Annotated in this window: 15 protein-coding genes; 12 read left to right on the top strand and 3 right to left on the bottom strand. The window is 64.0% G+C overall.

The genetic code is table 11. From position 1 onward, the window contains the following. Positions 1-72: 72 nt before the first annotated feature. Together ABWI03_RS31645 and ABWI03_RS31640 are read right to left on the bottom strand one after the other, a co-directional pair. Positions 73-501 (bottom strand): PaaI family thioesterase, encoded by a 429-nt coding sequence (locus tag ABWI03_RS31645; RefSeq protein WP_003945020.1) that lies wholly within the window; start codon positions 499-501, stop codon positions 73-75. Between the two features lie 236 nt (positions 502-737). Then, on the bottom strand, positions 738-1,520 hold the full coding sequence (locus tag ABWI03_RS31640; RefSeq protein ID WP_095970134.1) for a hypothetical protein: 783 nt from the start codon (positions 1,518-1,520) through the stop codon (positions 738-740). A gap of 202 nt (positions 1,521-1,722) precedes the next feature. Here ABWI03_RS31640 and ABWI03_RS31635 point away from each other — a divergent pair, with 202 nt between their 5' ends. Genes ABWI03_RS31635 through ABWI03_RS31625 form a run of 3 tightly spaced genes read left to right on the top strand, consistent with a single transcriptional unit; the run spans position 1,723 to position 5,119 of the window. After that, positions 1,723-3,183 carry a FecCD family ABC transporter permease gene (locus ABWI03_RS31635; protein WP_378375604.1) on the top strand — a complete coding sequence of 487 codons (1,461 nt, stop codon included), beginning with the start codon at positions 1,723-1,725 and terminating at the stop codon, positions 3,181-3,183. Then, positions 3,180-4,271, top strand: coding sequence for a FecCD family ABC transporter permease (locus ABWI03_RS31630; RefSeq protein WP_095970136.1), 1,092 nt, complete (start codon positions 3,180-3,182; stop codon positions 4,269-4,271). The genes ABWI03_RS31635 and ABWI03_RS31630 overlap by 4 nt, the downstream gene beginning before the upstream one ends. Next, positions 4,268-5,119, top strand: a complete 852-nt coding sequence (locus ABWI03_RS31625; protein ID WP_020907760.1) for an ABC transporter ATP-binding protein — start codon at positions 4,268-4,270, stop codon at positions 5,117-5,119. The genes ABWI03_RS31630 and ABWI03_RS31625 overlap by 4 nt, the downstream gene beginning before the upstream one ends. A gap of 10 nt (positions 5,120-5,129) precedes the next feature. On the opposite strand, the gene ABWI03_RS31620 is transcribed toward ABWI03_RS31625, so the two are convergent. Further along, positions 5,130-7,718 (bottom strand): bifunctional lysylphosphatidylglycerol flippase/synthetase MprF, encoded by a 2,589-nt coding sequence (locus tag ABWI03_RS31620; RefSeq protein ID WP_298773739.1) that lies wholly within the window; start codon positions 7,716-7,718, stop codon positions 5,130-5,132. Positions 7,719-7,894: 176 nt separating this feature from the next. On the opposite strand from ABWI03_RS31620, the gene ABWI03_RS31615 reads away from it, so the two are divergent. From ABWI03_RS31615 to ABWI03_RS31575, 9 genes are all read left to right on the top strand, one after another. Beyond that, positions 7,895-8,308, top strand: a complete 414-nt coding sequence (locus ABWI03_RS31615; protein WP_003944876.1) for a BlaI/MecI/CopY family transcriptional regulator — start codon at positions 7,895-7,897, stop codon at positions 8,306-8,308. Positions 8,309-8,333: 25 nt separating this feature from the next. Further along, positions 8,334-9,287 (top strand): M56 family metallopeptidase, encoded by a 954-nt coding sequence (locus ABWI03_RS31610; RefSeq protein ID WP_003944922.1) that lies wholly within the window; start codon positions 8,334-8,336, stop codon positions 9,285-9,287. A gap of 261 nt (positions 9,288-9,548) precedes the next feature. Beyond that, the gene (locus ABWI03_RS31605) at positions 9,549-11,519 is read left to right on the top strand and encodes a DEAD/DEAH box helicase (RefSeq protein WP_235172230.1); all 1,971 of its coding nucleotides are present in this window, start codon (positions 9,549-9,551) and stop codon (positions 11,517-11,519) included. 217 nt (positions 11,520-11,736) lie between these two features. Beyond that, positions 11,737-13,194 (top strand): NADP-dependent phosphogluconate dehydrogenase, encoded by a 1,458-nt coding sequence (gene gnd, locus ABWI03_RS31600; protein WP_007730904.1) that lies wholly within the window; start codon positions 11,737-11,739, stop codon positions 13,192-13,194. A gap of 62 nt (positions 13,195-13,256) precedes the next feature. Beyond that, a complete protein-coding gene (locus tag ABWI03_RS31595) occupies positions 13,257-14,759 on the top strand; it encodes a DEAD/DEAH box helicase (protein WP_095970140.1) in 1,503 nt (500 codons plus the stop codon). Positions 14,760-14,763: 4 nt separating this feature from the next. After that, positions 14,764-15,645 carry a DMT family transporter gene (locus ABWI03_RS31590; RefSeq protein WP_095970141.1) on the top strand — a complete coding sequence of 294 codons (882 nt, stop codon included), beginning with the start codon at positions 14,764-14,766 and terminating at the stop codon, positions 15,643-15,645. A gap of 3 nt (positions 15,646-15,648) precedes the next feature. Then, positions 15,649-17,085: a GuaB1 family IMP dehydrogenase-related protein gene (locus tag ABWI03_RS31585; protein ID WP_124568593.1), complete on the top strand. Its 1,437-nt coding sequence runs from the start codon at positions 15,649-15,651 to the stop codon at positions 17,083-17,085. Between the two features lie 311 nt (positions 17,086-17,396). Further along, on the top strand, positions 17,397-18,779 hold the full coding sequence (locus tag ABWI03_RS31580) for a hemolysin family protein (protein ID WP_095970143.1): 1,383 nt from the start codon (positions 17,397-17,399) through the stop codon (positions 18,777-18,779). Beyond that, a complete protein-coding gene (locus tag ABWI03_RS31575; RefSeq protein WP_095970144.1) occupies positions 18,772-19,860 on the top strand; it encodes a hemolysin family protein in 1,089 nt (362 codons plus the stop codon). Before ABWI03_RS31580 ends, ABWI03_RS31575 begins: the two co-directional genes overlap by 8 nt. The last annotated feature ends 2 nt before the right edge of the window (positions 19,861-19,862 follow it).

Raw genomic sequence — 19,862 nt, 5'->3', positions numbered from 1 at the left:
GCGAATGACGAAGGGCGGCAGCGGAGTTGAACTCCACTGCCGCCCTTCGTCATTTGATCGACTGTCGTGTCGTCAGTTGCCGATCTTCGCCACCTCGGTGATGTTGGCGAGGCGAACCTGCCCCTTGGAAACGAGTCGGTCGTTCTCGTCGGTGATGCGAACCTCCCAGAGTTGCTGGGTACGTCCGCGATGAATCGGTGTGGCTTCTGCGGTGAGAGTCCCTTCCCGCGTTGCGCGCAGGAAGTCGGTGTTGTTGTTGACTCCGACCACGTGGCCTCGCTCGCCCAGCCACACGGTGCCGCCGACGCTGGCGAGAGACTCCACCACCGAGCAGTACACGCCGCCGTGCTGGATCCCTGCCGGCTGATGCAGCGTGGGCTTGACGGTCCACTGTGCCCGCACACGGTCCGGGCTCAGTTCGGTGTATTCCAGGCCGATGGTGGCGTCGAAGCCCGTTCCGAGGCGTTTCATCATCTCTGCGGTCTCAGCAGTGTCGACCATGCCATCTCCATCTGTGATTCTCTGGCGCCGGTGTGGCTGCCACTCCCTACCTGATTACACGAGAGGTAACTCGAGCTTGGAATCAGGTAGGGATAAAGAACCGGCGGGTTTCACATCATTCGATGTGAAACCCGCCGTGGGAAGGACCGGGAGTCTCTGCAGCCCTCAGGACTCCGGCGCGGTCCGGCAGTTTCGTCACTCTCGCAGTGTGCAACTCTCCGCGAGGTGTTCCACAATCATAGGCAAGGCTGACCTAATTTAGCAAGCCCTTCATCGAATTGGTTCCAACGAGGACGCAGCGAGACCTTGCGGCGCGCGCGGACCGGCAACCCGGCTGCGACAAAGGCGTCGAGAAGACCCTGCCCCCGGCGCTGTGCTGCGGATTCGCCTTCACCGGCCAGGATGGGAACATAAGCGGCTGCGCCCAGGATCGACTCCCCCACCAGGCCCCAGAATCGGAACTGGTCGACGGGTGCGCATCGGGAGACGGCGTCGTAGATGGCACGCAGCGATGTCAGGCAGCGGTGCGCAGTCCAAATAAGGAGAGCCTCTTCACAGGGCATGTCGACGACGCCGTCGCTTCCGGCCTCTCGCCCGTTCGGAGCCACCCGCAGCGTCTCGTCGACCACGCCGGCCCAGTCGATTCCACCGTCGCTGTCCATGTGTATGAACAGGTTCTCCAGCCCCGGGTCCCATGCGGACCCTTCGGAGACGATCGACGCGGCCACCCTGCCGACCACGGCATGAATGAGTGACGTCGCGACCTGGATCGCGGCAGCTTCAGCACTGTCGAGGTCTTGAAGTGAACGGGCGAACATCTGATGCACCCGATCCCCGCGCAGACCCTCACTCAGTTGCCACCAGCGCCGTTTGCCCTCTCCTGCCATGGCAGCAACCGCATAGACGCGTGGATAGTCGGGGTTGAGTGCTCGTAGGCGAACGCTGGTGCGGCTCAATGCGTTCGACCGGAGTTCGAATTCACGAACATCCGCATGCTGGGTGGTCAAGGTGACGGTCACCGTGCACTCCAATCGGCCGAAGTTGTCTTGTGGTTCCTAATGTAGGTTAGCCTCACCATAATTCAAGAGTAAAGAACTGTGACGCTGGGCACCGCATATTCACAGGAACTTGCCCCGCGGGGAGCGCACCCACATAGGGTTCCGTAACCTAAGATGCGAATTCCCTGCGCACAAAGACCAGGAGCTCGAACCGCCAGTGACCATGACCAAACCACTCGGGAACGGACATCCCCGAGGACCCAGCGAGACGTACGGACGGCGCATCGTGCCGCGCGGCCCGGCTCCTGTCCGAATGCGTGTCCTAGCTGGGTTTTTCGACGCGGGAGTGTTCCTGCTTCCGTTGCTCGTCGGCTGGTACATCGTTCAGTCGCTCCGTGACGACAACGGTGGCGGCGAGGCTGACCGCGCCGTGTTCGGTGGGACGGCGATAGCCATCGCCGTCGGTCTCCTCGTCTGGAACCTCGGATTCCGTGAAGGTGCCACGGGTCGGACATCGGGAAAGGGATGGGTCGGACTGGTCACGCGTGACGCGAAGACCAAACAGCCCATCGGTGTTCGCCGGGCTCTACGCAGACCCTTCGATCGAAGCGGAATCGAGGTGGTCCGTGAGAGCACGGCACGCGACGAAGGTTTCGAGGAACTCGCGCGCGACAACAGCGTCGGGGCAACTCGTCGGCGCCGCCTGATCGGTCTCGCGGTCCTGACGGTTCTTCTCGCACTCGTCATGCTCGCGAGCATCGCGGTGGGCGCTCGGCCGTTGACGTTTGCCGAAATCTTCCATGCCATCTTCAGTTCTGACGGCACCCAGACCGACATCATCGTGCGGACCCTGCGCGCTCCGCGAACAATCCTGGGTCTCGTTGTCGGCATCGCACTCGGTATCGCCGGCGCGCTGATTCAGGGACACACGCGTAACCCGTTGGCGGATGCCGGTCTACTCGGCCTCAACGCAGGCGCAGCGTTCTTCGTCGTCATGGCGATCTACCTCTTCGGCTTCACCGCACCGAGTCAGTACCTCTGGTTCGCGTTCGCAGGATCTTTCGTGGCCAGCATCGTCGTCTTCGGCTTGTCCTCGATCGGAAACGGCGGCGCAAGTCCTCTGAGTCTGGCTCTGGCGGGCGCGGCCGTCGCGTTCTTCCTGCAAGCCATGACCAACGCCGTGATCATCCTCGACCAGACCAGCTTGGACGCCTACCGGTTCTGGGTCGTCGGTTCGGTATCCGGGCGCGGGTTCGACGTCCTGTGGCAGGTCCTGCCTTTCCTGATACTCGGTTTGGTCATCGCCTTGGCAAGTACGCCGGGGCTCAATGTCCTCAGCCTGGGTGAAGACGTCGCCAAAGCCTTGGGAACCAACATCGCGTTCAGTCGCACACTCGGCATCGTCGCGATCACCCTGCTGACCGGCGCCGCCACCGCGGCGTGTGGTCCAATCGCGTTCATCGGTTTGGTGGTCCCCCACGTGGCCCGGGCCATCACCGGACCCGACTACCGCTGGCTGGTCCCGTACGCGGGCTTGCTCGGTGCAGTCATGTTGATCACCGCGGACATCATCGGTCGTGTGGTCGTGCGCCCCGGTGAGTTGCAGGTCGGCATCATCCTGGCCCTCTTCGGCGCTCCGTTCTTCATCGCTCTCGTACGCCGCAGGAAGTTGGCAAGTCTGTGACGCTCAAGCAGGAACTTCGGGTACTCCCCCGGACCGTCCCCTCTCGTAAGTCGATCCGCCTCGGTGGATTCTCGCTGGTCTATCGCCCGCTTGCGGTGTCGGTGAGCATTGCCCTCGCAGTTGCGCTGTTCCTTCTGCTCTGCATCAACATCGGACGTGGCGACTACCCGATCTCGATCCCCGACGTCATTTCCGTACTGCTCGGCAATGGAAGCAAGACGCAGAACCTGATCGTCTTCGACCTTCGACTTCCGCGGTCGCTCACCGCCCTCTTCATCGGTATGGCACTGGGCATTGCCGGTGCAGTCACCCAGACGATTGCCCGCAATGCCCTCGCCAGCCCGGACATCCTCGGAATCACGGCCGGATCGAGTGCTGCCGCGGTTGCTCTCATCGTCCTCGGTGGCGGTGGCTCGTTCGTGGGAATACTTGCCACACTGGGCATTCCGTTGGCTGCGCTCTGTGGCGGTCTGCTGACAGCTGTGGTGATCTACGCCTTGGCGTGGCGCAAAGGTGTAGAGGGTTTCCGCCTCATCCTGATCGGTATCGGCATCAACGCCATGCTGGTTGCAGCGACGGGATGGCTGCTCATCTCGGCGGACATCAACGACGCCTCCCGCGCACAGGTGTGGCTCAACGGCTCGCTCAACGGTGCCACCTGGAATCAGATGTGGCCCGTCGCGATCGCCGTCGCAGTAGTCGGCGGCTACGCGGTGATCGCCTCGTTCACCATGGGAGCGCTGCGGTTGGGCGACGACAACGCCACCTCACTCGGTGTTCGCTTGCAATCATCGCAGGCCAAACTGTTGCTTTCCGCCGTGGCACTGGCCGCCATCGCGACCGCAGCAGCAGGTCCGGTCGGCTTTGTCGCTTTGGCGGCGCCACAGGTTGCCATGCGCCTGGTGCGCTCGGCCGGCCCGCCCATCGTGGCTTCCGCACTGACCGGTGCTGTACTGGTAGTCGGCAGTGACGTCATCGCTCGAACAATTCTGCCTGTGGAACTCCCTGTCGGAATCGTGACTTCCGCTCTGGGCGGCCCGTTCTTGCTCTACCTGTTGGTTCGTAACAATCGGAAGGTCACAGCATGACCACCATCGCCCAGTCCACCGACGCTCCTTCGCGTCTCGTCGCGCAGAATCTGACGCTCGGGTACGGGGATCGCATCATCGTCGACGGACTCGATCTCGAGATCCCCACCGGCGTGATCACGACGGTCATCGGACCCAACGGTTGCGGCAAGTCGACACTTCTCCGTGCGCTCGGTCGTCTCCTCAAGCCCAAGGGTGGATCGGTCATCCTCGACGGCAAGGCGATCAGTTCGATGAAGACCAAGGAAGTCGCCCGGGTGCTCGGCATGCTCCCCCAGACTCCGGTTGCGCCCGAAGGACTCACTGTCGCCGATCTGGTCTCGCGTGGACGCCACCCGCACCAGTCGTGGATTCGGCAGTGGTCCGCGGACGACGAGGGCGAGGTCGCGGAAGCACTGGAGCTGACCGGTGTCTCCGACCTCGCTGATCGGCCGGTCGATCAATTGTCCGGCGGCCAGCGTCAGCGAGCCTGGATCTCGATGGCTCTCGCCCAGGGAACCGACATCCTGCTCCTCGACGAGCCCACCACGTACCTCGACCTTGCGCATTCGATGGAAGTCCTCGACCTGGTGGATCAACTCCACGAGGAAATGGGACGCACCGTGGTGATGGTTCTGCACGACCTCAATCTCGCGGTCCGATACAGCGATCATCTGATCGTGATGCGCGACGGCGCCGTCGTCGCTTCAGGTGTCCCCAAAGACATCATTTCCGCGGAACTTCTGCTCGAGGTGTTCGGTCTCGAAGCTGCCGTTATCGACGATCCCGTTTCGGATCGGCCGCTGATCGTCCCGATCGGCACCCGGCACGTGTTCGGCGCCGTCGGCGGGCCGGCAAAGCCTGCGTGACGATCGCGAATCAGCGACCCAGAATCGTCCGAACGAGTTTGAAACCTTGACCGATCGTCACGGTCGGCAGGTATGCCCGTCCGACCGCGTTGCCGATGCTCGGCAACGCGGCTGGATCGGCGAAAGTCATGTGCATCGGCACGTACCGAGGCTGGAACTTCGATTTGAAGGCCAACAGCGATCGAAATCCGTACACCGGCTCCAGGGTGCGACCGAGCAGGTCGAGCACGCTGTCCATCATTGCCGAGAAGGTCGTGGCCTCAGGTTCGTCTGCGTTGGTCGCGGCTGAGTCCGTACCGGAGTCGCCGGCAATGGTCGCCAACGGCGCGCCGGACAGACTGAGGAACTCGACGCCCTCCTCCTCCAATTTCAGTGCAGCGGAAGCGATGAGGAACTCCATCGCGGGACGGAACCCTTCGGAGCGTCGCCTCATGAAGTCGAGGGTCCAGCCGACGACTTTGCCGTCGCGGTACACCGGTAGCCATGACGTGACACCGTGCACGGTGCGATCCTCGTCGACGGCAATCAGGCACCGCACTTGTTCGTCGTCGACCTCGTCGAGTCCCCCGAGGGTGAATCCCATCTCGGGCATCCCCTTGTCCGCTACCCATTCTTCCGAGATCGCGACGATCTGATCCTTGATCGCGAGAGGTGCATGAGGGAAGGAAATCCACTCGGCGGAGATACCGGACTTCTTCGCCCGGTTCAGTGCGGTGCGCACGTCCTGGAACCGCTTGCCAGTGAACGCGATTCCGCCCAGATCGAGGACCGTTTCCTCGGCGACCTGTAGACCGCTCCAGCCCATGGAATCGGTGATGGTGCGCGCCTCGTCCGTCACCGAATAGAAGCACGGTATCCACCCGTTCGACGACGCGAACTCGGCGAAATCCTCGATCGCTGCGCGCATGCGATCGGGAGGACCGACCGGATCACCGGTGGTGAGAGCAACGCCGGCGATGACGCGATACGCGACGTAACTCGAACCGTCCGCGCTGAACCAGTAGGTGTTCCCCTTCCACGTCGTCATCCACGACAACGGGCTGCCGGTACCGGCGATCAACATAGATCGCGCTTGTTCGGCGGCTTCGGGATCGGCGGTCTTGACCGGCTTGAGGAAACTCACGAAAACCAACACGGCGGCAACGCCCCAGAACACGACGCCGGTCCATTCGAAGAGCAACGTCGACTCGATGTCCACGGGAAGCAGGCGCGGGTCGATCAACTGTAGGTACACCGGCGGTACAAGGCGCTGAGGGAAGTCCGCGAGCAACATCGCGACCGTCGGCTCGCGGTCGAACCCGTGCCTGGCGAGCATTCCGCCGCCCGCGTAGATCAGGGCGAGGACCCCGAGCAACGCCACGATCGCAACGCCCAGACGCCGGTACGTCTTGGCCGGTGCCGCCACGTCGAAGTATCGACGTGTGGAGATCAACAGGATCAGCACGAACAGCGGCGTCAGGAACGGCACCAGAGTGCGGTACACGTTCGGATCACTGATTCCGTAGAACAGGCTGTCGCTGTCCACGGCGTCGACGAACCTGATGACGAAGTTCCCGATCGAGAGGACCAGTAGGACGACCTGAGCGCAGACAGTCGCAATCCAGGCGAATCTTCGGCCTCGACGGAGCCCGTCACTCAATACCAGAACGAAAATCGACGGCATCAACGAGAGCAGAGTCGGCCCGATGCCCGAAAGTCTCAGCTCGAGTAGGCCGCGTCGGCAGTCCGGATCCGACGCCGACTCGGCGCACAGCTCGCGAACTTCTGCGACCGTCCAGGGAACGCCGCGGAAGAGATCTCGCAGCACGGCGAGTGGGCCCACCGCTTGCGGGGACAGCGCGGCGATCATCGGTCCGATCGCACTGGCCGCCACGACGATGGCGACGAGAACGCGACCTTCCCGCTGGGTCCCGGCGATGCGCTCGCCGCGAGCCGACCGTCCCACGATCCACTGCCCGATCACCAGCCCTACGACGGCGGCGAAGAACCTGATGACGTCTTGCAGCTGGCCGCTGAACAACGCCAGGGTGATGGTCAAGGCCAGGGTGCCGACGCGGATGCGTCGACGCCACAAAGTGCCCATGTTCGAACTGGCGGCCATCGCGGCGCCGACGATCCACGCACTCGCGCCGACAGCAGAGCCGACGTGTAGGCGGAATCCCCAGTTGGAGTCGAACACCTTCACGAACGAAGCCCAGCCGAGTCCGAGGAGAACACCGAGAATCTGGGTGCTCGCTCCGGCAATTGCGAGCTTGACCGTTCCCATCCGCCGCTCGAGGGGTGCCGCGACCGCGATCAGGAGCACACTCGCACCGATGTACCCGAGCAGGTTTCCTGCCCACAGAGCAGAGGTGAGCGGAGTCCAGATACGTCCGTGCTGGATCGAACCCATTCCCGCACCGATCGTGTGCTCGAGATCGCGGGACGGTCCGTGTACGAGGCTGCCGGTGGCAGCACCCAGGATCCACATGGTGAGAAGGAGGACGACCGTCAACGGTGCATCGCGGATGCCGAAACGAACGATGTCGGCAGCCTTCTGCGCAAGTGCCCGTATCCGTGATGTCGATTCCGTGGTGCCCGGCGAACTGTCGATCGTCATCTACGTGCGGCTACTTTCTGCGGATCGACTGTGGGCTTGCCCAGTATCGGCATTTCTGTCTACTCACACCACCGTAACCGTCATGCAGATCACTATGGCCAATACCACACCCCTGCGGAGACGGTTACTACTACCAGTAGTACGTATTTCGTCGTGGAAGTCCGTAGAATCGAAGAATGGCAGGTCTAGGTGAACTCGAACGCGCGGTGATGGATCATTTGTGGTCCACATCGGAACCGCAAACTGTGCGACAGGTGCATGAGGCACTCGCGACGCATCGCGAATTGGCGTACACGACGGTGATGACCGTTCTGCAGCGCCTGGCGAAGAAGCATCTGGTGATTCAGCAGCGTGACGATCGCGCGCATCGCTATCTTCCCGTCAACAAGCGCGAAGAACTGGTCGCGAGCCTGATGGTCGACGCACTGGCTCAGGCTCCCGAGTCCGGCGGACGCGCTGCGGCTCTTGTCCACTTCGTGGGACAGGTCAATGCAGACGAAGCCGATGCTCTCCGCGAAGCTCTTGCTGCCCTCGAGGTGCGCGAGTCCGCGAAAAAGGCTGCGCAGCCCGGAATTTCTAGGCCGAACTGATTTCGTCGTGCATGATGTGTAGGACATGAACGCCACTACTGCACTGGTTTTCGGACTGCTTGCCTTGTTGCTGGCCGGTCCGGTTCCCGCACTCCTGAGCCGCTCCACGTGGCCTTACCGCGCTCCACGCGCGGCTTTGGTTCTGTGGCAAGCCGTCGCAATTGCTGCGGTGTTGTCGGCATTCAGCTCGGGCCTGGCCATTGCCAGCCAGCTGCTCGTTCCCGGCGCCGACGGTAGGCCGACGACGGCTCCGACTGCCGAGATCGATGCACTCGGGTTGCCACTGTGGATTCTGTACGTGGTTGTTTTTGCTCTGACGCTCTTGATCGGCGCCAAGCTGATCTTCTCGATCATCCAGGTCGCGGTCAGGACCCGACGACGCCGTGCACGGCACCGCGTCTTGGTAGACCTTCTCGACGACTGTGCCATGCCCGCCTCGGTGGAACGCACACCCGACCTGCGAGTGTTGGACGTGGACGAACCGATCGCCTACTGCCTACCGGGCCTGCGCCAACGCGTGGTTCTCAGTCAAGGCACTTTGCAGAACCTCGATCATGCCGAGGTCAAGGCCATCCTGACGCACGAACGCTCACATTTGCGGGCGCGTCACGACCTGGTACTCGAGGCGTTCACCGCTGTCAATCACGCGTTCCCCCGTTTCGTCCGTAGCAAGTCGGCTCTGGGATCGGTACAGCTCCTGGTGGAGTTGCTCGCCGACGATTCAGCTGTGCGCGCCACCGGCCCTACTCCCCTGGCGCGAGCCCTGGTCGCGTGTGCCGGATCGACAGCACCCCGCGGAGCGATGGCAGCAGGTGGTCCGTCGACGCTCATTCGAGTGCAGCGCCTCTCCGCCGACGATGCCGATCCTCGGATCGCAGTTTTTGCGTATCTGGGGGCGGTTGCAATTCTTGTGGTGCCCACCGTGGCGGTAGCAGTGCCCTGGCTCACCGAACTTCGCCTGCTTTTCAACGCATACTGAGTCTTGACCAGCGCAACCACGTGTAGTAGTGCAGGTCACAGGCGGGGTTACCTGACTTCGGTGTCGCCGGTGGCGTAGAGTGGACCACGGCCACCATCGTGGTCCGTCAACATATAACGGCACACAGCCCAATTCCCCGCAGTATGCGTTCGGATTGCCAGGTGACATGTGCCCTGGCTCGTCCCTTTGCGAACTGTGTCGTGTATTTCAGCATGGCTTCTTCCGCTCCGCGACGTGCCCGTAGTCCGGAGAGGTTTCCGCGTGACCAACGCTGTCCAAATGTCGTCTTCCGAGAACATCGAAGACCCCACCGTCAACACCCCCGCTGCCGAAGAAGCAGTCGCCACCGAGCCGGGTATCACCTTCGCCGAGATCGGCCTGCCCGAGCAGCTTGTTGCCGCATTGGCGCGCAACTCCATCACCGTTCCGTCTCCCATTCAGGCGCAGTCCATCCCGGACGCGCTCGCCGGAACCAACGTTCTCGGCCGCGCACAGACCGGATCGGGCAAGACTCTCGCCTTCGGCCTGCCGATGCTGACCCGCCTCTCGCGCCACGAAGATCGCCCGGCCGCCAAGCGTCCCCGCGCTCTCGTGCTCGTCCCCACCCGTGAGCTTGCTTTCCAGGTGGTCGACTCCCTGAACTCGTATGCCGGTGCACTCGGACTGACGGTTCGTCCCGCTGTCGGTGGAACGCCCTTCGCCAAGCAGGTCGATCAGCTTCGCCGCGGCGTCGACGTCCTCGTCGCAACGCCGGGTCGTCTCGGCGACCACCTGCGTCAGGGCACCTGCATCCTCGACTCGGTGGAAATCACCGCACTCGACGAAGCCGACCAGATGGCGGACATGGGCTTCCTGCCCGAGGTTCGCTCGATCCTCGGTGAGACCCCCGCAGACGGACAGCGCCTGCTGTTCTCGGCGACCCTCGACCGTGAGGTCCAGTCGCTGGTTCGTCAGTTCCTGGCCAACCACGTCACCCACTCCACCGAAGACGGCCGCGCGAGCGTCGACACGATGGAGCACTACGTCCTCCTCGTCGACCGTGGACAGAAGGATTCCGTCCTCGCCGAGATCGGTGCCCGCGACGGACGCACGATCATGTTCGCCCGCACCAAGCTCGGTTGCGAGGGAATCACCGACCGCCTCCGTGCAGTCGGTATCGCTGCCGAGTCGCTTCACGGCGGCAAGGCCCAGAACCAGCGCACCCGCGTCCTCGAGCGTTTCAAGAACGGCCGCACCCCGGTCCTCGTCGCGACGGACGTCGCAGCGCGCGGTATCCACGTCGACGGCATCGACCTCGTCGTTCACGTCGATCCCCCGGCCGATCACAAGGACTACCTGCACCGCGCAGGTCGTACCGCGCGCGCCGGCGAGAAGGGCACCGTTGTCGCCATCGTGCTGCCCAACCAGAAGCGTCAGTTCAAGCGTTTGACCGGAATGGCCGGCGTCAACGCCGCAGCCGTTGCCGTCACCCCGGGTTCTGCTGAACTGGCACGCATCACCGGCGCCAAGAAGCCGACCGGAGAACCGTTGCGCGAGAGCTCTTCTCGTGGCGAGCGCTCCTTCGGTGATCGTGGCGGAAGCCGCGGCGGCTACCAGGGCAACCGCTCCTCCGGTGGATACCAGGGCAACCGCTCTTCGGGTGGATACCAGGGCAACCGTGACGGCGAGAGCCGCGGCGGATACCAGGGTGACCGCTCCAGCGGTGGTTACCAGGGCAACCGCGACAGCCGCCCCTCGACCGGATACCAGGGCAACCGCTCTTCGGGTGGATACCAGGGAAGCCGTGACGGCGAGAGCCGCGGCGGCTACCAGGGCAACCGTTCTTCCGGCGGATACCAGGGTGACCGCTCCAGCGGTGGTTACCAGGGCAACCGCGACAGCCGCCCGTCCTACGGAGACCGCGACAGTCGCCCGTCGACGGGCTACCAGGGCAACCGCTCTTCCGGTGGTGGCTACCAGGGAAGCCGCGACGGCGAGAGCCGCGGCGGGTACCAGGGCAACCGCTCTTCCGGTGGTGGCTACCAGGGCAACCGCGACAACAACCGCTCGTACGGTGATCGCGACAGCCGCCCCTCGACCGGTTACCAGGGCAACCGCTCCTCCGGTGGATACCAGGGCAACCGCGACGGTGGCGACAACCGCGCGGCCTCGACCAGCGGTGGTGGCTTCCGCAGCCGCACCGACCGTCGTAGCTATGACGGATTCGACGGCCCGAAGCGCGATCAGCGGTAATACCTACGCTGAGCTGCGGCTCGACAACTGAACACTGAGAACCTTCCGGCTGCGCCGGAAGCTGTATCGAGACGGATGCAGGTCACTGCAATTAAAGTGATCTGCATCCGTGTTTTGTATGCACGGTTTGATGTTCACGCGCGTCGCGGCCGCACAGTTTCCGGCTGCGCACAGCGCAGGATTTCACAGCCGCGGACCGAGAGGGAAAGCTGTAAGCATGTCAACCACTAGCACCGAATCACCCCGAGCTCAGATCGGCGTCACCGGCCTGGCCGTCATGGGTTCGAATATTGCCCGCAATTTCGCCCGCCACGGTCACACCGTTGCCCTGCACAACCGCAGCATCGCGAAGACCGATGCTTTGATCGCCGAGCATGGTTCCGAGGGCGATTTCGTGCGCACCGAGACCGTCGAAGAGTTTGTTGCCGCACTGCAGAAGCCGCGACGCGTTCTGATCATGGTCAAGGCAGGCGCCCCGACCGATGCTGTCATCGAAGAGCTCGCGAACGCCATGGAGCCCGGCGACATCATCATCGACGGCGGCAACTCGCTGTACACCGACACGATCCGTCGTGAAGCAGCGATCCGCGCCCGCGGGCTGCACTTCGTCGGCGCTGGTATCTCCGGTGGCGAGGAAGGCGCACTCAACGGCCCGTCGATCATGCCCGGCGGCCCGAAGGAGTCGTACGAGGCTCTCGGCCCGCTTCTCGAGTCCATCTCCGCTCACGTCGACGGCACCCCGTGCTGCACGCATATCGGCCCCGACGGCAGCGGTCACTTCGTCAAGATGGTGCACAACGGCATCGAGTACGCCGACATGCAGCTCATCGGCGAGGCGTACAACCTCTTCCGTGACGCGCTGGGCTACGACGCCGGTCAGGTCGCGGACGTCTTCACCGAGTGGAACAAGGGCACGCTCGAGTCCTACCTGATCGAGATCACCGCCGAGGTGCTCCGCCAGGTCGACGCCGAGACGGGCAAGCCGTTGGTCGACGTCATCGTCGACGCTGCCGAGCAGAAGGGCACCGGCCGCTGGACGGTCAAGTCCGCTCTCGATCTGGGTGTACCGGTCACCGGTATCGCCGAGGCCGTGTTTGCTCGCGCACTGTCCGGTAGCCGCAACCAGCGCGCCGCAGCTCAGGCGCAGGGTCTGGCTGCCGGTTCTCTCGGCGACAAGCCTGCTGACGCCGAGCAGTTCGCCGCCGACATCCAGGCAGCGCTGTACGCGTCGAAGATCGTGGCATACGCGCAGGGCTTCGATCAGATCGCTGCCGGCAGCGCCGAGTACGACTGGAACCTCAAGCCTGCCGACCTGGCAACGATCTGGCGCGGTGGCTGCATCATCCGTGCGCAGTTCCTCAACCGCATCAAGGATGCGTTCGACGCAGATCCGAGCCTGCCGAGCTTGATCCTGGCGCCGTACTTCCGCGAGGCCATCGAGGCAGGCATCGACAGTTGGCGCCGCGTGGTCGCAACCGCGACGATGCTCGGCATTCCGGTACCGGCGTTCGCGTCCTCGCTCTCGTACTACGACGGTCTGCGTGCGGAGCGTCTGCCGGCTGCCCTGACTCAGGGTCAGCGCGACTTCTTCGGCGCGCACACCTACGAGCGCATCGACAAGCCGGGCAAGTTCCACACGCTGTGGAGCGGTGACCGCAGCGAAATCGAGGCCTGATTCACAGCGGGTATCGGTAGTTGCGGTCATCTGCCTCTACCGATACCCGGTAGCCTGGACAAATGCAGGAATCGACGATCGACTCGCCCACCTCGACCGAAGGGCGTTCGTTCGTCGACCTCGGAATCCCCGCCGTGATGGTGCACGCGTTGCGCCGAAACGGCATCGACGCTCCCTTCCCCATTCAGTCGGCCACCATCCCTGACGTCCTTGCCGGCCGGGATGTTCTCGGGCGCGGCGCGACGGGTTCCGGAAAGACCTTGGCCTTCGGGCTTCCGATGTTGGTGCGCCTCAAGGGCGGGGCCAGCAAGCGGAATCGTCCGCGCGGTTTGGTGCTCGCTCCCACCCGCGAACTGGCGATCCAGATTCACAAAGCACTCGACGACGCCGCTACCGAGATCGGTTTGCGTGTGGCCAATGCGGTCGGTGGCGTTCCGATCAAGCGCCAGGCAGACATCCTGACCAGAGGTGTCGATCTACTCATCGCGACCCCAGGCCGTCTACTCGACCTACTCGAGCAGAAGTCGGTGATTCTCGACGACGTGGTGATCACGACCATCGACGAAGCCGACCACATGGCAGACATGGGTTTCATCGACGAGGTCGCGAAGATTCTCGACACGACACCGAAAGATGGTCAGCGTCTTCTCTTCTCGGCAACCCTCGACGGCAAGGTCGACGATCTGGTCGCGGGTTACCTGCGCAATCCGGCATCGCACTCGACGGCTCCCCCGGTTGCCACCGTCTCGACCATGGAGCATCACCTGCTCTTCGTCGATCGTGACGACAAGAGATCCGTTGTCGCACATATCGCTTCACGGGCGGGGCGGACCATCATGTTCGTCAAGACCAAGCACGGCGTGGATCGTCTTGCGCAGCAACTGCATTTGATCGGTGTCTCGGCCGGGGCTCTGCACGGCGGCAAGACACAGAACAACCGGACCAAGACTCTCGCGTCGTTCTCCGACGGGACAACTCCCGTCCTGGTCGCCACCGATGTGGCAGCCCGCGGAATCCATGTGGACGACGTGACGCTCGTGGTTCACGTCGATCCCCCGGCCGAGGCGAAGGACTACCTGCACCGGGCCGGCCGGACGGCACGCGCCGGCGAATCGGGCGTCGTCGTCACCATCGTCACCGACGAAGAACGTGATGCGGTCGAGAAGTTGACCAAGCAGGCAGGCATCAAGGTTCACGGTGTGCGGGTTCGTCCGGACGATCTGGAACTCACGCGCATCACCGGAGCGATGGAACCGACGGGAATTCCGGTCGAGGCTCCCGATACGACGGTCGCCGTCAAGCACACCGCCAAGCGTGGCCGTCAGGAACACGACACTGCAGGCCGGACCGCTGCCGGAGGCCGGATGAAGAAGGACGGCGACAAACGAGCCGCCTCCTCGCGTCGGGTCACCGATCCCAAGAGTGTGAAGAAGATCCGTGCGGACGGCACCCCGGTCCCGACTCGTTCGGAGCGTCTGGCGTCCAAGGGTTTGACCCCGCGTCGCGGCGCACCCGGCGCAGGAAAGCCGTCTGCCGGAAATCGGGCGGGCAAGCGCGCACACTGAGGACATGGGTGATCTTCCACTGATCTCGGTTCTCTGCGCACTTCTCGCTGCACTGCTCTTCGCGTGCGCTTCGGTCGCTCAGCAGCGGGCAGCGTCGGCGGTTCCCGAAGGCGAGGCGTTGGTGGCGTCGCTGATCCGGAGTCCTCGGTGGTGGGCCGGATTGATCGGTGACGGCGGCGGTTACGTCATGCAGGCCGTTGCACTGTCGTTGGGTTCGGTGTTGGTGGTGCAGCCGCTGATCGTCACCTCGCTCCTGTTTGCTCTGCCGCTCTCGGCCAAGTTCTCGGGAATCCGCATCACCCGTTCGGCGTGGTCACTGGCGATCATGCTCGCGATTTCGTTGGCGATCTTCCTCGTGGTCGGCGATCCCACCGAGGGCGACAGCAATGCACCGTGGTCGGATTGGGCTGTACCCCTGACGATCACGGTCGCAGTCGCCGTGATTGCGACCATCGGCGGCCTGTCGAAACTCGACGGCGGTTGGCGCGCACTGCTTCTCGGCTCCGCGGCCGGCATCTTCTACGGTGTGGCGGTCGCATTCACCAAGTACGTCACCGACCTACTCGGACACGGCGTCGTCGGAGTGATTTCGGCGTGGCAGACCTGGGCGCTGATCGCCTCGGGAGCCATCGGGGTCTACCTCCAGCAACGCGCCTTCCAGGTCGGACCGCTGTCGGCGTCGCTACCCGCCCTGACGATCGGCGAGCCGATCGCAGCCATCTTCCTGGGGATGACGGTGCTGGACGAACGCCTCCGCGTGGACGGTCCCGGAATTGCTCTCATCGGGTGCGCCGTCGCCGTCATGATCATGACCACGATCGCCCTCTCCCGCTCGCAAGCGCGCGATACCGAGGGCGCCACGGCGGAATCGACGGTAGGCTCGTGAAACGTGCAGTTCCTCGAAGGGCAACGCCCCCCATACGACCTGACCTACGACGACGTTTTTCTCGTCCCTAACCGGACAGAGGTCACCTCCCGGTTCGACGTCGATCTCACTTCTTCCGACGGATCCGGAACCACCATTCCTGTCGTCGTCGCCAATATGACGGCAGTCGCCGGCCGCCGCATGGCCGAGACAGTTGCCCGCCGCGGCGGACTGGTCATCATTCCGCAGGACGTCCCCACCGAAGCTGTCGCCGAGACCGTGGCGTTCGTCAAGAGCCGCCACCTCGTCGCCGACACGCCGGTCACGTTGAGTCCGGACGACGCCGTCTCCGACGCGCTGGCGCTGCTTCCCAAGCGTGCACACGGCGCCGTCGTGGTGGTCGAAGAGGGCAAGCCACTCGGCGTGGTCACCGAGGCCGCGTGCGCTGACGTCGACCGGTTCACGCGTCTGCGCTCGGTCGCCATCACCGACTTCGTCACAGCCCCGGTCACCGCGACGCCGCGCGAGGTGTTCGAACTCCTCGAAGCCAAGCACGATCCGCTCGCGGTCATCGTCAACGAAGACGGCACTCTAGCCGGCGTCCTCACCCGCACCGGCGCGATTCGTGCCGGCATCTACGACCCTGCAGTCGACGAGCGCGGCGCACTCCGGGTCGCTGCGGCGGTCGGTGTGAACGGCGACGTGGGCGCCAAGGCCAAGGCACTCGTCGACGCCGGTGCCGACGTGATCGTCGTCGACACGGCGCACGGTCACCAGCAGAGAATGATCGATGCGCTGACCACGCTCAAGGCGCTCGACCTCGGCGTTCCGTTGGTCGCAGGCAACGTGGTCTCGGCACAGGGCACCCGTGATCTGATCGCTGCCGGCGCCGACATCGTCAAGGTCGGAGTCGGGCCGGGCGCCATGTGCACGACCCGCATGATGACCGGCGTCGGACGCCCACAGTTCTCGGCCGTCGCGGAATGTGCGTCTGCGGCGCGCGAGCTCGGCAAGCACGTCTGGGCCGACGGCGGCGTTCGCCACCCTCGCGACGTTGCCCTCGCCCTCGCGGCGGGCGCGTCGAACGTCATGATCGGCTCGTGGTTCGCCGGCACGTACGAGTCCCCCGGCGACCTCAAAGTCGATCAGGCGGGCAACGCGTACAAGGAGAGCTTCGGTATGGCTTCCAAGCGCGCTGTTGCCGCTCGCACAGCCACCGAAACTGCTTTCGATCGCGCCCGTAAGGGATTGTTCGAGGAAGGCATCTCGAGTTCGCGGATGCGTCTCGATCCCGAGCGCCCCGGAGTCGAGGACCTGATCGATCAGATTTGTTCCGGCGTGCGCAGTACCTGCACGTACGCGGGTGCACGCTCACTCGAAGAGCTGCACGAGAAGGCGGTTCTCGGTGTTCAGTCCGCCGCCGGATTCGCCGAAGGACGGCCACTCCCGTCGGGTTGGTGAACCACGTTCTGTGACAGTCGGCGGGTGCTCGGGTCCCTACTCCCGGGCACCCGCCGGTATCATTGGATCCGTAAACAAGAAATAAAACTCGGTCGGGTGCCCTTCGGCGACCCGACCGAGCCCGCTACAGCCGAGAAATCCTCGGCTCTGACGAGAGGAACCCGGTGCCCGAGGCACCCACACACTTACCCGGCGCTACACCCGTCGTTTTATCCGAGGAATCGTCTGATTCCGCCGGTTCGGAGGGCTCCTCTAGCGAGCCGGGAGACAAACCCGGCGGCCCCCGTGCACACCTCAGGTGGCGATGACACATGGACATCGTTTTCACCATTCTCAGCCTCTTCGGCTTCATCGCGCTGACTGCAGGCACCGCCCTCTTCGTGGCGGCCGAATTCTCGCTGACTGCTCTCGAGCGCAGCACCGTCGACGAAGCCGCTCGCGACGGCGACCGACGCTCGCGTCAGGTTCAACACGCGCACAAGACGCTCTCGTTCCAGCTCTCCGGTGCCCAACTCGGCATCACGATCACCACCCTGATCACCGGTTACCTGGCCGAGCCCGTTCTGGCGCGGTTCATCACGCCGGTCGCGAAGGCCGTCGGACTCGGTGAATCCGCCGCTTCCACAACGTCTTTGATCTTGGCGCTGGTGCTTGCGACCTCGTTCTCCATGATCTTCGGTGAGCTCGTACCGAAGAACCTCGCAATCTCCAAGCCGATGCCCACGGCTCGCGCGACTGCGGGTCTGCAGGCAGGCTTCTCGCTGATCTTCCGGTGGGCCATCAACGGCCTCAACGGAACCGCCAACTGGATCGTGCGACGCCTGGGCATCGAACCCGCGGAAGAGTTGCGCTCCGCGCGATCACCGCAGGAACTCGGGTCACTCGTGCGTACGTCCGCGCAGCGCGGGTCCATCGACAAGGGCACGGCGATGCTCGTCGACCGTTCACTGCAGTTCGGTGACCGCACCGCAGAAGAGCTGATGACTCCGCGAGTGAAGATCGAATCGCTGGAACTCTCGGACACCGTCGCAGACCTCATCGTGACGGCGTCGCGGACCGGCTACTCGCGCTTCCCCGTCGTTCGCGGCGATCTGGACGACACGGTCGGCGTCGTACACATCAAGCACGCGTTCACCGTTCCCGCGGAACGCAGGCGCACGACGCGCGTCGACAGTCTGGCGCAACGTGTTCCGGTCGTGCCGTCGAGCTTGGACGGAGACACCGTCATGGAGCGGATCCGCTCCGACGGCATGCAGGTCGCTCTGGTCGTCGACGAATACGGCGGAACAGCCGGCATCGTCACGATGGAAGACCTCATCGAGGAAATCGTCGGCGATGTGCGCGACGAACACGACGAACCCGAACTCGACGTACAACGCGTCGGCGACGGATGGTCGTGCTCCGGCCTCTTGCGCATCGACGAGGTCACGTCGGCGACGGGATACACCGCCCCCGAAGGCGACTACGACACCCTCGGTGGGTTGGTGCTCACCGAACTGGGGCGCATCCCCGACGAAGGTGACGAAGTGGAGTTGCCCGATGTCGACTCGTCCGGCGATTCCCGTGGCAAGTGGATCGCACGAGTGACCAGCATGGACGGCCGTCGTATCGACCGGGTGACCATCACGCCTGTCCCTGCTTACGTCGAACCCGAATCCGCAGACGACGACAAGAAGGAGTCCGACGATGAATAACCTCTTCGGTGTACTCCTCACCGTCGTGCTGCTTGCCGGCAACGCATTCTTCGTCGGTGCGGAGTTCGCGCTGATCTCCGCACGACGTGACCGCCTCGAGGCACTGGTCGCTCAAGGCAAGAAGCGAGCGCTCACGGTCATCAAGGCCGGTGAGAACCTGTCGCTGATGCTTGCTGCGGCTCAGCTGGGCATCACGATCTGCTCGATCCTCCTCGGTAAGGTCGCCGAGCCTGCCATTGCGCATCTCCTCGAGGTGCCGATGGAAGCCGTGGGCCTTCCCGATGGATTGCTGCACCCGATTTCGTTTGCGATCGCGCTGTCGCTGGTCGTCGTGCTGCACATCCTGCTCGGCGAGATGGTGCCCAAGAACATCGCGTTGGCGGGCCCCGAGAAGACGGCCATGCTGCTCGTTCCCGTGCATCTGGCCTTCATCAAGATCGCTCGCCCGATCATCGCGTTCTACAACCTCTGCGCAAACGGAGTGCTGAAGCTCCTGCGCGTCGAGCCGAAGGACGAACTCGACGTCACGGTCTCTGCCGTGGAGTTGTCGGCGATGATCGGTGAATCGCGATCCGAAGGTCTGATCGACGCCGAAGAACACCGGCGATTGAAGCAGGCACTCGAATCGACCGATCGCACCGTCTCCGAGGTCCTGATCACTCTCGACAAGGTGCGGACCATTCCCCTCACGCCGTCGGGAACAACACTGGGTGAGATCGAGCGCGCGGTCATCGAGACCGGATACTCCCGTTACCCGGTGCGAGCGAGCGACGGATCTCTGGCCGGGTACGTGCACCTCAAGGACGTGCTCGACGAGGTGCTCGACGAAGCCGCCGGGCCGGACACCGTCGTTCCGACGTCGGATATACGCCCGCTGCCCATCGTTCCGCTCAGCACGCCGCTGGCCGAAGCGTTGGCCGGCCTTCGTCGGGCGAGCTCTCATCTCGGTGCAGTCGCGGACGCCGACGGAGTCGTGATCGGTATCGTCGCGCTCGAGGATCTGCTCGAGGAGTACGTCGGAACGGTCCGCGACGGCACGCATCGCGGCACGGATGCTGTTCCCGGACAAAGAAACAGCTGATC

Origin of the sequence: Rhodococcus baikonurensis, assembly GCF_040489275.1 — a bacterium.
Lineage (GTDB): Bacteria > Actinomycetota > Actinomycetes > Mycobacteriales > Mycobacteriaceae > Rhodococcus_F > Rhodococcus_F baikonurensis.
This window is presented reverse-complemented; position numbering and strand designations above follow the sequence as displayed.